This window comes from Streptosporangium sp. NPDC002544 (assembly GCF_040295965.1).
In the GTDB taxonomy this organism is placed as follows: domain Bacteria; phylum Actinomycetota; class Actinomycetes; order Streptosporangiales; family Streptosporangiaceae; genus Streptosporangium.
The window spans coordinates 42,393-56,173 of the sequence record NZ_JBEOWJ010000001.1 but is presented as its reverse complement, the minus strand read 5'-3'; the positions used below and the strand labels follow the sequence as shown (position 1 = coordinate 56,173).

The 13,781-nt window shown below is 70.0% G+C and carries 13 protein-coding genes; 5 read left to right on the top strand and 8 right to left on the bottom strand.

All coding sequences use genetic code 11. The features are described from left to right. Positions 1-12: 12 nt before the first annotated feature. From ABT061_RS00285 to ABT061_RS00255, 7 genes are all read right to left on the bottom strand, one after another. Positions 13-231, bottom strand: coding sequence for a hypothetical protein (locus ABT061_RS00285; RefSeq protein WP_350911066.1), 219 nt, complete (start codon positions 229-231; stop codon positions 13-15). Further along, positions 215-1,255, bottom strand: a complete 1,041-nt coding sequence (locus ABT061_RS00280; RefSeq protein WP_350911065.1) for a branched-chain amino acid ABC transporter permease — start codon at positions 1,253-1,255, stop codon at positions 215-217. Before ABT061_RS00280 ends, ABT061_RS00285 begins: the two co-directional genes overlap by 17 nt. Next, positions 1,252-2,118, bottom strand: a complete 867-nt coding sequence (locus ABT061_RS00275; protein WP_350911063.1) for a branched-chain amino acid ABC transporter permease — start codon at positions 2,116-2,118, stop codon at positions 1,252-1,254. The genes ABT061_RS00280 and ABT061_RS00275 overlap by 4 nt, the downstream gene beginning before the upstream one ends. 1 nt (position 2,119) lies before the next feature. Further along, positions 2,120-2,857 (bottom strand): ABC transporter ATP-binding protein, encoded by a 738-nt coding sequence (locus tag ABT061_RS00270; RefSeq protein ID WP_350911061.1) that lies wholly within the window; start codon positions 2,855-2,857, stop codon positions 2,120-2,122. Then, complete coding sequence (locus ABT061_RS00265) at positions 2,854-3,609, bottom strand: ABC transporter ATP-binding protein (RefSeq protein ID WP_350911059.1); 756 nt, start codon at positions 3,607-3,609, stop codon at positions 2,854-2,856. The genes ABT061_RS00270 and ABT061_RS00265 overlap by 4 nt, the downstream gene beginning before the upstream one ends. Then, positions 3,609-4,916, bottom strand: a complete 1,308-nt coding sequence (locus ABT061_RS00260; RefSeq protein WP_350911057.1) for an ABC transporter substrate-binding protein — start codon at positions 4,914-4,916, stop codon at positions 3,609-3,611. The genes ABT061_RS00265 and ABT061_RS00260 overlap by 1 nt, the downstream gene beginning before the upstream one ends. A gap of 219 nt (positions 4,917-5,135) precedes the next feature. Beyond that, complete coding sequence (locus ABT061_RS00255) at positions 5,136-5,975, bottom strand: IclR family transcriptional regulator (protein WP_350911055.1); 840 nt, start codon at positions 5,973-5,975, stop codon at positions 5,136-5,138. Between the two features lie 155 nt (positions 5,976-6,130). On the opposite strand from ABT061_RS00255, the gene ABT061_RS00250 reads away from it, so the two are divergent. After that, positions 6,131-7,642 carry an aldehyde dehydrogenase family protein gene (locus ABT061_RS00250; protein ID WP_350911053.1) on the top strand — a complete coding sequence of 504 codons (1,512 nt, stop codon included), beginning with the start codon at positions 6,131-6,133 and terminating at the stop codon, positions 7,640-7,642. Positions 7,643-7,823: 181 nt separating this feature from the next. Here ABT061_RS00250 and ABT061_RS00245 read toward each other — a convergent pair whose 3' ends face one another. Next, positions 7,824-8,969, bottom strand: a complete 1,146-nt coding sequence (locus ABT061_RS00245; protein ID WP_350911051.1) for an epoxide hydrolase family protein — start codon at positions 8,967-8,969, stop codon at positions 7,824-7,826. Positions 8,970-9,021: 52 nt separating this feature from the next. Between ABT061_RS00245 and ABT061_RS00240 the strand changes: the two genes are divergently transcribed. The 4 genes from ABT061_RS00240 to ABT061_RS00225 all read left to right on the top strand — a co-directional run bounded on the left by ABT061_RS00240 (position 9,022) and on the right by ABT061_RS00225 (position 13,779). Then, positions 9,022-9,999 carry a helix-turn-helix transcriptional regulator gene (locus ABT061_RS00240; protein ID WP_350911049.1) on the top strand — a complete coding sequence of 326 codons (978 nt, stop codon included), beginning with the start codon at positions 9,022-9,024 and terminating at the stop codon, positions 9,997-9,999. Between the two features lie 465 nt (positions 10,000-10,464). Next, positions 10,465-11,637, top strand: a complete 1,173-nt coding sequence (gene rho, locus ABT061_RS00235; protein WP_350911047.1) for a transcription termination factor Rho — start codon at positions 10,465-10,467, stop codon at positions 11,635-11,637. A gap of 167 nt (positions 11,638-11,804) precedes the next feature. After that, complete coding sequence (locus ABT061_RS00230) at positions 11,805-12,230, top strand: hypothetical protein (RefSeq protein ID WP_350911045.1); 426 nt, start codon at positions 11,805-11,807, stop codon at positions 12,228-12,230. A gap of 133 nt (positions 12,231-12,363) precedes the next feature. After that, on the top strand, positions 12,364-13,779 hold the full coding sequence (locus ABT061_RS00225; protein ID WP_350911043.1) for an RtcB family protein: 1,416 nt from the start codon (positions 12,364-12,366) through the stop codon (positions 13,777-13,779). Positions 13,780-13,781: the final 2 nt, after the last annotated feature.

Here is a 13,781-nt window from a genome sequence, read left to right as displayed (position 1 = left end):
GGCGTTCTTTCCTCAAGACTCGGGGGGACGTTGGGAGAAGACAGCGGCGGGATCAGCCGCTCTACCGTGCGGACCGTCGGCGGCGAGCGCCGACACCCACGCCCGGGCCTCGCCGGCCGTCACCGTCGCGTACGCGTTGAGCCACGACTCGGCGGGCGACAGCTCACCGCGGGCGATGGCGGCCGAGGCGGCGGTCGCCGTACGGGCGACCGTCTCAACCGGAGACGACATCGGTGTCCCGCTTCCGGACGAAGTAGCCGACGGGGAACAGGCTCAGACCGGTCCTGTCACGCACCAGCCCCCACAACCCCCGCGGGAGCCGGAGCGCCGCCGCGATGCCGATGGCGCCCAGGAGCACCAGGTACCAGGAGCCGTGGTCGGACAGCAGCTGCTGCAGCCCGAAGAAGACGACCGCCCCGATCAGGGGACCTTCGATGGAGCCGATGCCGCCGATGACGACAATGAAGATCATGTACGCCGACCACTGCACGCTGAAGATGGCGTCGGGGTTGACGCTGAGCGAGCTCACCGTGATGACCCCGCCGGCCGCGCCGCAACCGATCGCCGAGACGAGGTAGACCACCTGCTTGGCCCGCCGTACGTCGATCCCGACGGAGCTCGCGGCGGTCTCCTCGTCGCGTACGGCCATGAGCGACAGGCCGAGCCTGCCCCGCAGCAACAGATAACATCCGGCGATCGTGGCCAGTGCCAGGACGAGCGCGGTCCAGTAGGTCAGCGCCCCGCGCAGGACCTGGTCGATGCCGGAGAGCCCGGTCAGGCCCTTGCCGCTACCGCCGCCGAGGCTGTCCACCCGTACGACCAGGAGCCGGTAGACCTCGGCGATCACCCAGGTCCCGACGGCGAAGTAGTCGCCGCGCAGCCGGAAGGCCAGCCACGAGGTCGGCAGCGCGAAGACGGCGCAGGTGAGCGCGGCCAGCGGCACCGCGAGGTAGGGCTGCACGCCCAGGTCGGCGAGCGCGATGACGCTGTAGGCGCCGATGCCGATGTAGGCCTGCTGCCCCACCGAGACCAGCCCGCCGAACCCGGCGAGCAGGTTCCACATGCCGGCCAGCGCGACCAGCACGAACAGGTTGACGAGGGTGTCGGTGACCGTGCTGAACACCAGGAACGGGAGCGCCGCGAGCGCCGCGACGGCGATCAGCATCACGACGGCCGACAGGTGGGAGGAACGGGCGGCGCGGCTCACGTCCACCGCCACCGCCGCGCGTGCGGTCAGCATCTGGGAGATGGTCATGCGGTCCGTCCTGCGAGCAGGCCCTGCGGCCGGAAAGCCAGCACGGCGAGGAAGACGAGGTGGCCGGCGAGCAGGGTCAGCGCGGGGTCGATCTGTGCCCCCAGGGACTGGGTGACGCCGAGGACGATGCCGCCGAGCAGTGTCCCCCACAGCGACCCGAGACCGCCGATGACGACCGCCTCGAAGGCGAAGATCAGCCGCGAGGGGCCGATCGCGGGGTCGAACGAGGAGCGGATCGCGAACATCAGGCCGGCCAGTGCGACGGTGGCGAACGCGATGGCGGTCGCGATGCCGTAGACGTGCCGGCTGTCGGCGCCCACCAGGTTCGCGGTCTCCCGGTCGTCGGACGAGGCGCGCAGCATCCGGCCAAGGCCGGTGCGCGACAGGAACAGCTGGATACCGGCCAGGGCGAGGCAGGCCAGCAGGAAGGTCGTCAGCGAGAGGTAGCCGACGGAGATCGAGCCGCTGAGCTCGAACGAGCCCGTGGCGAAGGAGCCTCCGTCGAGGGTGCGGGTGTCCGCGGAGAAGATCTCCAGCAGGACGTTCTGCAGCACGATGGACAGGCCGAAGGTGACCAGCAGAGTCGCCAGCGGCCCCGCGGACAGGCTGCGTTGCAGCAGCACCCGCTGGGTGAGGTAGCCGAGCACGGCGAACAGCGGCACGGTCACGACCAGCACGAACCACAGGGGGAGCCCGGTTCCGCCGATCAGGGCCAGCGCCAGGAACGAGGCGACCACCGCGAGGTCGCCGTGTGCGAGGTTCACGATCCGCATGACGCCGAACATCACCGACAACCCGGTCGCGAACAGCGCGTAGAGCCCGCCGAGCAGCAGCCCTTGGATAACGGCGTTGAGCCAACCCATGTCAGTTTCGTCCCTTTCCTACGGTCTCGGCCGGCGCCGCTCCGATCCCGAAATACGCGTGCTCGACCTGTTCCGAGGTCAGGTCCTGGGGACGTCCGTGCAGGACGGAGCGGCCTTCGAGCAGGCAGTGCACCCTGTCCGCCACCCGCAGGGCCTGGGAGACGTCCTGCTCGACGATCAGCGTGGTGGTGCCGCCGGCGACGATGTCCGGGAGCACCTGGTAGATGCGGCGTACGATCACCGGCGCCAGGCCCAGCGACAGCTCGTCGATGAGCAGGAGGTCGGGGTTGGACAGCAGCGCCCTGCCGATGGCCACCGACTGCTGCTCGCCGCCCGACAGCTGTGCGGCGTTCTGCCTGCGCCGGTCGGCCATCCAGGGGAACAGCTCGTAGACCCGGGCCACGGTCCAGGGGCCGGGACGCCTGCGGTACGCCCCGGTCAGCAGGTTCTCCTCTACCGTGAGGGAGCGGAACAGCCGCCGCCCCTCCGGCACCAGGGCGATCCCCTCCGGCACGCGCCTGTACGCGGGGAAGCGGGTGATGTCACGCCCCTTGAAGTGGATGCTCCCCGACGTCGGGGGATTGAGCCCGGCCAGGGCGCGCAGCAGCGTGGACTTGCCCGCGCCGTTGGCGCCGATGACCGCGAGCACCTCGCCCTTCTCCATGTCCAGGCTGAGGCCGTCCACGGCGCGGAGCCGGCCGTGGTGCACGGTGAGGTCGCGGATCGACAGCAGTGTCATGAGCCCTCCTCGTCGGTCAGGCCGGTCTCCGGGCCGCCGCCCAGGTAGAGCTCGCGTACCTTCGGATCGGCGAGCACCGCCATCGGCTCGCCGTCCGCGACCACGTCGCCGCCGGCCAGGCACACCATCCGGCCGACCGTCTTCACCAGCGCGTGCACGACGTGCTCGATCCAGACGATGCCGAGGCCCTCGGTGTGCAGCCGTTTCACCACCTCGACCAGTTCGACCACCTCCGGCTCGGTCAGCCCGCCGGCGACCTCGTCCAGCAGCAGCAGCCGGGGCGCGGTACCGATGGCGCGGGCCACCTCCAGGCGCTTGCGCTGAAGCAGGGTGAGCCGTCCCGCGGGGGTGTTGGCGAGGTCGGCCAGGCCGGTGCCGTCGAGCACGTCCATGCTGTGCGTCCAGGCCTGCCTGCCTTTGAGCCCGGCGCCCTGGTGGGCGCCGACCAGCACGTTCTCGAACACGGTCAGGTGCTCGAAGGGCCGGGGCACCTGGTAGGTGCGGCCGATGCCGGCCCGGGTGCGGGCGTGCGGCGGTACGGCGGTGACCTCCCGCCCCTCGAACCACACCGCGCCGCTGTCGGGGCGCAGGTCACCGGAGATCATGGCGAACAGGCTGGACTTTCCGGCTCCGTTCGGCCCCACGATCCCGAGCGCCTCACCCGGCTGGACGGAAAGCGTCAGCTCCCTGGCGACGGTCACCTTGCCGAAGCTCTTGGTGACGCCGTCGAGGTGCAGCAGTGGCGAGGCCATCAGGCGTTGGTGGGCATCAGGTCGCCGCCGACGGGGACGTCCTTGTTCGCCGAGTTGTCGACGATGACGACGTCCCAGGGGAAGCGCTCGCCCTTGCGCCACTGACCGCCGACCGGGTGTTGGATGGCGATGCCCGGCTGCGGGCCCGCGGTGAAGTCGAGGTTCCCGCTCATGCAGTTGATCTTCATACCACGCAGCTTGGCGGCCACCTCGTCGCGGTCCTTGGGGTCGCTCGCCTCCTTGAACGCCTGGACCGCGATCTCGAACAGGGAGTAGACCGAGCCGAGGGCCTGGGTCCACTGCTTGCCGGTGGCCGCGGCGAAGCCGTCGGCGAGCTGCCTGGCGCTCTTGCCGTCGATGGTGGAGGTGTACGGGTGGGCGGGGCTCCACCAGAAGTCGGTGGCGATGTTGTTCGCGAGTTCACCGAGGGCCTCGGCCTCCGAAGGGAACAGCATGACCTTCGCGACGGTGGCCAGCTTCGGCCGGAAGCCCTGCTGCCGGGCCTGCTTCCAGAAGGTCTGAAAGTCCGGGGGAATCGGGGTGCAGGTGAACAGCTCGGCGTCCGACTCCTTGAACTTCGCGATCTGCGCGGTGAAGTCGGTCGCGCCGCCCTGGTAGGCGCCGCCGTCGACCACGGTGTAGCCGGCCTTCTCCATCATCGGGCCGAGCCCCCGGCGGAACGCGTTGGCGTCGGTGTCGTTGGGCCACAGGGACGCCACGTTCTTGTTCGAGACGTCCATGCGCTCCCACATCGGGAAGAAGCAGTCGGCGAACTCCTGCATGCCGAAGAAGAACAGCGTCGTGTATTTGAAACCCTCGCCCGGCTTGCCGCCCCTGCCGTGGAACCACGCCTCCCACGGAGCGATCGTGGTGACGTTCGGGATGCCGTTGGCCTCGCACTGATCGGCCACGGGGTTGGTGGTGTCGGGCGTGGAGGAGCCGACGATGAGGTCGACCTTGTCGCTGTTGATCAGCTGCCGGGTGACCTCGGTGGCGCGATTGGGGTTCGACTGCGTGTCCTTGACGACGATCTCGAGTGTGCGCTTCCTGCCGCCGGAGGTGAACCCGTTCCGCAACGCCTCCTGGATCTGCTTGACCACGAAGTTGTCGGCGGTGGCGAAGCCGGCCAGCGGGCCCGTCTGAGGGCTGACATATCCGATCTTGAGCACGTCGGACGAGGAACCGCCCGTGCCCTTCAGCCCGCCGCAGGCGCTCACCAGCGAGCCGCCGCCGAGGGCCGCGGCACCGAGACCGACCGCCCTGAGGAAGGAACGGCGGCCCAGGCCGTCCATGGAGATGTCGCTCACGCCAAACTCCTTCTTTGACGGTGTCCGAGCGGAGGCGCTCTTTGTGGGACACCGCGTTGCTCTGTGTTGCCTTGGGGGGAACTCGTTCGGCCACCTCGCGACTGGGAGACGGCACGGACATCCGGGTGGCGGAAAGTTGAGCCGACCGTACGGTCCCGTTAACACCAGAGCAACACTGTGTTCCGGAAGTTCGAACGCGATTTGCGTGTTTGGAACGCCTCAAGACTGCGGGCGGTATCCGAGGCGCTTGGAGATCTCGGCGGCGGCGCGCCGGAGCGGCGGTTCGACCCGTCCCGCCAGGGCCTCGACGGTGGTCGGCGCGACGGTGAGGTGAACGGCGACGTTGACCGCCGCGACGACCTCGCCCGAACGATCCCGCACCGGGGCCGCGAACGAGCGCAGCCCCGGGGCCAGTTCCTCGTCGTTCACCGCGACGCCGCTCTGCCGCACCTTGGCGAGGGCGGCGGTCAGCTGCTCCCGGTTGGTGATCGTCTTCGGCCCCCGGCGTGCCATGTCCGTGCGGTCGAGGATCTGCCTGAGCGCCGCCGGGTCCCGGTACGCCAGCAGCACCTTGCCCATCGCGGTGCAGTAGGCGGGCAGCCGGGAGCCCACATGCAGGTTGAGGTCCATGGCCAGGGAACTGCGCCGGCCGCTTCGCCTGCGGTCCACGTAGACGACGTCGGGTCCGTCGCACAGCCCCATGCTGGCCGTGAACCCCGTCTCGTCGGCCAGGGTCTGGAGCAGGGGTCCGGCGACGCGGGTGAGCTCCATGGAGTCGATCGCCGCGAACCCGAGGTCGATCGCCCGCGGGCCGAGGAAGTACTTTTTGGTCTCCGGGTCCTGCTGGATGTACTCCAGCTTGGTCAGGGTGGCGACGTACCGGTGCGTCGTGCTCTTGTTGAGGCCGACGGCCCGTGCCAGGTCGGCGATCCCCAGCACCGAGCGGTTCCCGGTGAAGGCGGACAGGATGCTCAGCCCCCGCTCCAGGGACACGGAGAAGGAACCGGAGGGGTCGGATGTTGCGCGGCCGCGCGGGCGGGGGGACTCGTCATCGGTCACGGGGGTCAGCATATGGTGACTTCGTTCCACCTGTTCGAACCATTTTGACTACAGGCTCGATCGGGTGAACGCTGTTCGACCGGGTGGCACAGGTGGCCTCCCCGCGTCCGGCGGCGTGGCCGTACGAGACGAGGCGAAAGAGAGGATCGAGCCATATGGCCGGAGCGGGGGGCACCGGAAGCGGGGCGATCCGTGCTGCGAGCGGCTGCCGGAAGGCGCGCGTCGAGCACTTCGTCGGTGGCGACTGGGCGCCGGCCGGATCCGGACGCTGGTATCCGAACCGTTCCCCCTGGTCCGGCGAGGTACTCGGCGAGATCGCCGCCGGTGACGGCGAGGACGCGCACCGGGCGATCGAGGCCGCCTCCGCGGCGTTCGGCGGCTGGGCCGGGGAGTCGCCCTGGCGACGCCAGCAGATCTTCCTGCGCGCGGCCGACCTCCTGGAGGGGCGCCGCGCCGAGATCCTCGACGCCCTCGCGGTGGAGACCGGGTGCGGGTGCCACTTCGGCGGCGTCCAGGTCGACTTCGCCCTCAAGCTCCTCCGCCAGGCCGCGCAGCTGGCGTACCGGCCGACCGGGGAACTGCTCCCGTCGGACATCGAGGGCACCCAGGCCATGGCCGTACGCCGCCCGGTGGGAGTGGTCGGCGCGATCGCCCCCTGGAACGCCTCACTCGCCCTGGCGGGACGGGCGGCCATCGGGCCGCTCGCGCTCGGCAACACCGTGGTGCTGAAACCCTCGGAGGAGTCCCCCTACACCGGCGGCGCGCTCTGGGCGGAGCTCCTCCAGGAGGCCGGCCTGCCCCCCGGCGCGTTCAACGTCGTCACCCACGCCCCGGGCGAGGCCGGCGACATCGGCGACGCGATGCTCACCAACCCCCTGGTCAAGCGGATCAACTTCACCGGGTCGACGCCGACGGGACGGCGCCTCGCCGAGAAGGCGGGCAGGCACCTCAAGCGCGTCGTGCTCCAGCTCAGCGGCCAGAACCCGCTCATCGTCGCGGGCGACGCCGAGGTCGGTTACGCAGTGGACGCCGCGGCCTACGGCGCCTTCGTCCACCAAGGACAGGTGTGCATGTGCGCACGGCGGATCTACGTCGAACACCCGCTGGCCGAGGAGTTCGCCGAGCGGTTCGCGGCCAAGGTGGCGGCGCTGCCGACGGGCGACCCGCGCGATCCGGCGACGGTCGTCGGGCCGGTCATCAACGAGTGGGCCCTGGCCCTCCTCGACCGCCGCGTCAACGAGGCCGTCGAACTCGGCGCCCGCATCCTGGCCGGCGGAGTCCCCCGGCCGCCCTGCTATCCGGCCACCGTGCTCACCGACGTCCCCGACGAGGCCGAGATCGCCCACGGCGAGACCTTCGGGCCGGTCGTGATCCTGGAGGCCGTCGCCTCGGCCGAGGAGGCGGTCGTCCGGGCCAACCGGTCGGATCTGGGCCTGGCCGCCTCGATCATCACGGGTGACAGCCGCCGCGGCCTGCGACTGGCGGCGAAACTGGACGTCGGCATCGTCCACGTGAACGACCAGCCGGTCAACGACGAGCCGCACATGCCGTTCGGCGGCGTCAAGGACAGCGGCTGGGGACGTTTCGGGCTAGGTTTCGCCGCCGAGGAGTTCTGCGAGCTCCAGTGGGTCACCGTACGCGACCAGGACCGGACCTTCCCCTTCTGACCTACCACCGCCGACGGCGGCCTGGATAGTGATCCGGGCTCCCAGGCCAGCCACTTCCGGCCGGCAACTCACGGTGGCCCCCACCGACGAGACCCTCTGACCTGCGTTTCATCGCGTCCGGGCCGGCTCGGTGTGGGCCGGCCCGGACGTGATCAGGTCGAACGGCGAACGTTTTCGCGTGTCATCGCAGGGGGCGGAAGAAGGTCCGGATGTCCTGGATGAGCAGGTCGGGGGTTTCCATGGCGGCGAAGTGGCCGCCCCGGTCGTATTCCGACCAGTGCACGACGTTGTGGTCGCGTTCGGCGATGCTCCGGACTCCGGCGTCGCCGGGGAACACGGCGACGCCGTGGGGCACTGCCGAGTATCCGGACGCGGCGCCCCATGATTCCTGTGTCTCCTTGTAGAGGCGGGCTGATGAGGCGGCGGTCCCGGTGAACCAGTAGATGCTGATGTCGGTGAGCATCTGGTCGACGTCCACGGCGTCTTCGGGGAGCTCGTGGGCCGGGTCGGTCCACTCCTTGAACTTCTCGGTGATCCACGTGAGTTGGGCCGCGGGTGAGTCGTGCAGGCCGAACGCCAGGGTCTGCGGCCGGGTCGCCTGGATGATCGCATAGCCGCTGCGGTCGGAGTCCTGGTATTGGCCGAGCCGGGCGATTTCGGCCGGGGTGAGTCCCTCGAACTCGGCCGGGTCGCCGGTCGGGAACCCGAGGGCGCCGTTGACGTGCACGCCCGCGACGTGCGCGGAGTCGGCGCGGCCCAGCATCGGTGAGATGACCGCGCCGCTGTCGCCGCCGTGGGCGCCGTAGCGCCGGTAGCCGAGGCGGCTCATCAGCTGCGCCCACGCTCGCGCAACGCGGTTCAGGTCCCAGCCGGGCTCGGTGGTCGGCCCGCTGAAGCCGAATCCGGGAATCGACGGTGCGACGACATGGAAGGCATCGGCCGGCTCGCCACCGTGCGCGACCGGGTCACTCAGCGGCTCGATCACCTTCATGAACTCGGCGATCGAGCCGGGCCAGCCGTGTGTGATGATCAGCGGCAACGCGTCCGGCTCGGGCGAGCGGACGTGCAGGAAGTGGATGTCCTGCCCGTCGATCCGCGTCGTGAACTGCGGAAAAGTGTTCAGCCGCGTCTCAGCGGCGCGCCAGTCGAAACCGGTCCGCCAGTACTCGGCCAGTTGCTGCGCGTAGCCCACCGGGACCCCGTAGGACCAGCCCGCTCCGGGCAGTTCGTCCGGCCAGCGTGTCGCCGCCAGCCGGGCGCGCAGGTCCTCCAGCCGCTCCTGCGGGATGTCGATCCGGAACCGGTGTATCTGTGTGTCGCCGTTCATGTCTGCCACGATAGGAGCCGGTTAGGTCAGGTCCTGTCCTAGGATGGTCGTCATGTTGGAGACATCGGCCCGGCTACTGCGGCTGCTGTCGCTGTTGCAGACGCCGAAGGACTGGCCGGGCACGGAGCTCGCGGAGCGCCTCGGCGTCTCGGCCCGCACCATCCGCCGCGACGTGGACCGGCTGCGCGCGCTGGGGTACGTCGTGCACGCCACCGCGGGAACGGCCGGATACCGTCTCGGCGCCGGCACGGGTGTTCCACCGCTGCTGCTCGACGATGACGAGGCGGTCGCGGTCGCCCTCGGACTCGGCACCGCCGCCGTCTCCGGCGTGGCCGGGATCGAGGACACCTCGGTCCGTGCACTCGTCAAACTAGAGCAGGTGCTCCCGCCCCGGCTCCGGCACCGCGTCGGCGCCCTGCGCACGGCCACCCTCCCGCTGGCGAACACGGCCGATGCCGTGGACCCGACGGTGCTCACCGCGATCGCCGCGGCCATCCGTGACCGAGACAGCCTGCGGTTCGACTACCGCGCCCACGATGGGACCGAGGCCCGCCGCACCGCCGAGCCGCACCGGCTGGTGAGCTCGGGCCGCCGCTGGTACCTGGTCGCCTGGGACACCACCCGGTCCGACTGGCGCACCTTCCGCGTCGACCGGATGCGCCTGTGCTCGCCGAACGGGCCACGCTTCACTCCCCGGCAGCCACCCGGCGGCGACCTGGCCCGCTACGTCGCCGAGCGGATCTCGGTCAGCCCATACCGCTACCGCGCCCGGTTCACGATGCACGCCCCCGCCGACGTCATCGCCGCGCGGATGCCGCCGACGGTCGCGACCGTCGAACCCGACGGCGACGATGCGTGCGTGCTCAACGCCGGCTCGAACTCCCTCGACGAACTCGCAATATGGGTCGCGCAGATCGGCGTCGCCTTCGAGGTGCACGAACCACCCGAACTCATCGAACACCTGCGCACACTCGGCACCCGCCTCCTCGACGCCACCCGGTGGCCTCCGGAGGCCGGCGCAAATCGGTGATGCGCGGGTTCCGGCTTCATAGGTGGCGGCGTACCGTTCGGCGAACTCTCAGCCGGTGGTCGATCAGTTCGACCGCGGCGGTGGCGCCGCGCGGCTTGGGCCGCTCCAGCGTCACATCCGCCTGAGGGTCTCTCGTCCTCGGCAGGTGGTACGCCAGGATCCTGGGTTGCGTTCGACCCCGGGGATGGTGTTACCGTGTAAATGGCTCGTCGATGTGATCGATCTGATCCCTTTTCCGATTCAGAGCCCTTCTCCAGCCGCCGCTGAGCGTCGGTATTCCGCTTTCGCCCACTGCTGAGGGCGTCACTTCCCGTTCGGCAACCGGACGGCGTCATCACGCACCTCTCTTTGTACGCGTGAACCGCCCGCCGCCTGCCAGGACTTCATCGCGCCATGCCCGCCATCGGGCCGAATAGGCGCGCATCCCCCTTTCCATCACCCATTTCCGGTCTTAAGGACACGCCCATGACCATCACCACCGACAAGCCCTCGAAAAGAAACACCACGACCACCGCCCCGGTAGCCCGGAACGGCACACGCCCACCCGCCGAAGAACGGGAGGTGACCGGGTTGCTCGACGTCCGCGACGGGAGGGCCTACCTCAGGGCGAGCGGCTACCTCCCGGGCGAGGACGACGCCTGCCTGCCCGCCGCACGGGTGAAGGCACTCGGCCTGCGCCCGGGCGACCTGATCACGGCACTCCTGCGCAAGCCGTACGGCAAGCCGGCCGAGGTGGTGTCGATCGACGGCGCGGAGCCGGGCGGCGCACGGCCGCACTTCGCCGACATGACGCCCGTCCACCCCCGCCGCCGCCTGCTTCTGGAGACGGGATCACCGATCACCCGCCTGATCGACCTCATCACCCCGGTCGGCCTGGGGCAGCGCGGCCTGATCGCCGCGCCGCCGAAGACCGGGAAGACCATGGCGCTCAAGGCGATCGCCGACGCCATCGCGGCGAACCATCCCACTGTCCACCTCATGGTGGTACTTGTGGGTGAGCGCCCCGAGGAGGTCACCGACTTCCGCCGGCAGGTGCGCGGCGAGGTGATCGCCTCGACCTTCGACCAGCCCGAACGTGACCATACGGCGCTCGCCGAACTCGCGATCGAGCGGGCCAAACGGCTCGTCGAGCGTGGCCGGGACGTCGTCGTCCTCATGGACTCCCTGACCCGGCTCGGCCGGGCGTACAACGTCATCGCCCCGAAAGGCGGCAGGACGCTGACGGGCGGGGTCGACGCGTACGCCGTCCACCAGCCGAAACGGCTGTTCGGCGCGGCCCGCGCGACCGAGGAGGGCGGCTCGCTCTCCATCCTCGCGACCGCGCTCGTCGAGACGGGCTCGCGGATGGACGACTACCTCTTCGAGGAGTTCAAGAGCACCGGCAACATGGAACTGCGGCTTGACCGGACTCTCGCCGAGCAGCGCCTGTTCCCCGCCGTGGACGTGACCTCCTCCAGCACACGGCGGGAGGAACTGCTCCTCGCCGACGACGAGCGAGAGATCATCTGGAAGCTCCGGCAGGTGCTCGCGGGCCTGAACCACGAGCAGGCGCTCACCGGGATACTCGACGGTCTGCGCACGTCACCGTCCAACGCCGTCTTCCTCCGGCAGCTCGCGCTCTCACAGGCTCCCCGCTGAGGCCGGCGTTGCGGCAATCCGGCGGTGGTGCGGACGCCCGAGCCGGAAGATCCATGGAGGCGATGCGATCACGGGGTCGCGCGACATGTGCACAATGACCTCCGGGGAGCGTGACGATCAGGAGGGCACATCGCCGGCTCCCGGTGAAATCTGCACCAGGATCATCTATGAAGATGATCGACAAGTGGTCGTCGTCCCTCACGCCGGCTCCGGCGGCACCGGAACGGTCCTCGTCGATGGGACCTAAGGACCGGCCAACGAAGGACGTAAGTCCCTGTGCCGCGAGTATCGGCCCCGGCAAGGGTGAGAAGGAGAACACTTCCTGGGAGGTGGATCTGATGTCTCAGGCCAAACCCAGTACGGTTCCGGCGTCCGGGGAAACGCATTCGCTCGAGGTCGAACTGAACCTTCTCAAGGCCCGGGTCAGCAGGATCGAGAAGCAGATCCAGGTGCTGGCCGAGGCCAATCTGGTCCTCGCGCGGGGCATGGAGGCCGGCCCCATGCAGGAGCCCGGGCAGATGCACCCCGAGCAGGCCGCGCGGCTCGCTCACGAACTGTTGCTCGCCGCCGGCCTCGTCAAGGGCGGGGGTTGACACGGCATGAGCCGTCGGCACGCCTCCACATCCCCCCAGCAGGTGATCGGCCGCGGTTCCGTCGCAGGCACCGGCCGGTGACGCGGATCGGCGACGGACTCGCGGCGGCCACCCCGATGCGCCGGGTCGAGACATGACGCGATACGACACCTCCACGAGACTCATCCAGGAGACGCCCTTCCGGTTCCGGATCGACCGGCACGAGCACATGCTGGTCCCCGGGATCGTGTTCGCCTCCGGTGACCTGCTTCCCGAAGAGCAGGCCTTGCGGCAGGTCGTCAACGTGGCCATGCTGCCCGGCATCGTGCGCGCCTCCTACGCCATGCCCGACATCCACTGGGGGTACGGCTTCCCGATAGGCGGCGTGGCCGCCACCGACATCGCCGCGGGCGGAGTGGTCTCACCCGGCGGAGTCGGGTTCGACATCTCCTGTGGAGTACGGCTGCTCACCGCCGCTCTCCAGCGCGACCAACTCGCCACCACGCTGAATCGGCTCATGGACGAGTTGGACAGGACCACACCCCGCGGGATCGGCCAAGGCGGGCTGTGGCGGCTTTCCGAGGGGCAACTCGAAGGGGTGCTGTACGGCGGTGCGGGCTACGCCGTACAGCACGGCCATGGCCTGCCCCGCGATCTGGACCGCTGCGAGGACTTCGGGGCGGTCGCCGACGCCGACCCGGCACAGGTCAGCCCCCGCGCGATCGAACGAGGCCTGGTCCAGGTCGGCAGCCTCGGCTCCGGAAATCACTTCCTGGAGGTCCAGGCGGTCGAGAAGATCTACGACCCGGCGGTGGCGGCCGCGTTCGGTCTCCGGCTCGGCCAGGTATGCGTGATGATCCACTGCGGGTCGCGTGGCCTGGGGCACCAGATCTGCACCGATCATGTCCGCGTCATGGAAAAGGCCATGCCGGGTTACGGCATCAGCGTCCCGGACCGGCAGCTCGCCTGCGCCCCGGTCGAATCCCGCGAGGGCCGTGCCTACCTGGGCGCGATGGCCGCCGCGGCCAACTACGGCAGGGCCAACCGGCAACTGCTCACCGAGGCCACCCGCACAGCGTTCCGCCACGTGACCGGCGCCACCGTGGACCTGGTCTACGACGTGTCGCACAACCTCGCCAAGATCGAGGTACACGAGGGGATGCGGTTGTGCGTACACCGTAAGGGCGCCACCCGGGCACTCCCGCCGCACCACCCCGACCTACCGGCCGATCTGGCACCCTACGGCCAACCGGTGCTCATTCCCGGCACCATGGGCACCGCCTCCCACGTACTCACCGGCGTGACCGGCGCAGATGCCTTCCACTCCACCTGCCACGGTGCCGGCCGCACCCGTAGCCGCCACCAAGCCGCCCGCTCCATCGACGGACGCCGGCTTCGCGACCTGCTGGAGGCGCAGGGCATCGCCGTGCGCGGCTCGTCCTGGCGCGGCTTGGCGGAGGAGGCTCCGAGCGCCTACAAGGACGTCGACGCCGTGGTGGCCGCCGGCGTCGGAGCCGGCCTGTGCCGCAGGGTCGCCCGGCTGGTCCCGCTCGGCGTGGTGAAGGGCTGATC

What these genes read in the sequence shown, in the direction of transcription:
- ABT061_RS00285 (WP_350911066.1), bottom strand. Translation starts at nt 231, where the DNA reads ATGTCGTCTCCGGTTGAGACGGTCGCCCGTACGGCGACCGCCGCCTCG.
- ABT061_RS00280 (WP_350911065.1), bottom strand. Translation starts at nt 1,255, where the DNA reads ATGACCATCTCCCAGATGCTGACCGCACGCGCGGCGGTGGCGGTGGAC.
- ABT061_RS00275 (WP_350911063.1), bottom strand. Translation starts at nt 2,118, where the DNA reads ATGGGTTGGCTCAACGCCGTTATCCAAGGGCTGCTGCTCGGCGGGCTC.
- ABT061_RS00270 (WP_350911061.1), bottom strand. Translation starts at nt 2,857, where the DNA reads ATGACACTGCTGTCGATCCGCGACCTCACCGTGCACCACGGCCGGCTC.
- ABT061_RS00265 (WP_350911059.1), bottom strand. Translation starts at nt 3,609, where the DNA reads ATGGCCTCGCCACTGCTGCACCTCGACGGCGTCACCAAGAGCTTCGGC.
- ABT061_RS00250 (WP_350911053.1), top strand. Translation starts at nt 6,131, where the DNA reads ATGGCCGGAGCGGGGGGCACCGGAAGCGGGGCGATCCGTGCTGCGAGC.
- ABT061_RS00245 (WP_350911051.1), bottom strand. Translation starts at nt 8,969, where the DNA reads ATGAACGGCGACACACAGATACACCGGTTCCGGATCGACATCCCGCAG.
- ABT061_RS00240 (WP_350911049.1), top strand. Translation starts at nt 9,022, where the DNA reads ATGTTGGAGACATCGGCCCGGCTACTGCGGCTGCTGTCGCTGTTGCAG.
- rho (WP_350911047.1), top strand. Translation starts at nt 10,465, where the DNA reads ATGACCATCACCACCGACAAGCCCTCGAAAAGAAACACCACGACCACC.
- ABT061_RS00230 (WP_350911045.1), top strand. Translation starts at nt 11,805, where the DNA reads ATGAAGATGATCGACAAGTGGTCGTCGTCCCTCACGCCGGCTCCGGCG.
- ABT061_RS00225 (WP_350911043.1), top strand. Translation starts at nt 12,364, where the DNA reads ATGACGCGATACGACACCTCCACGAGACTCATCCAGGAGACGCCCTTC.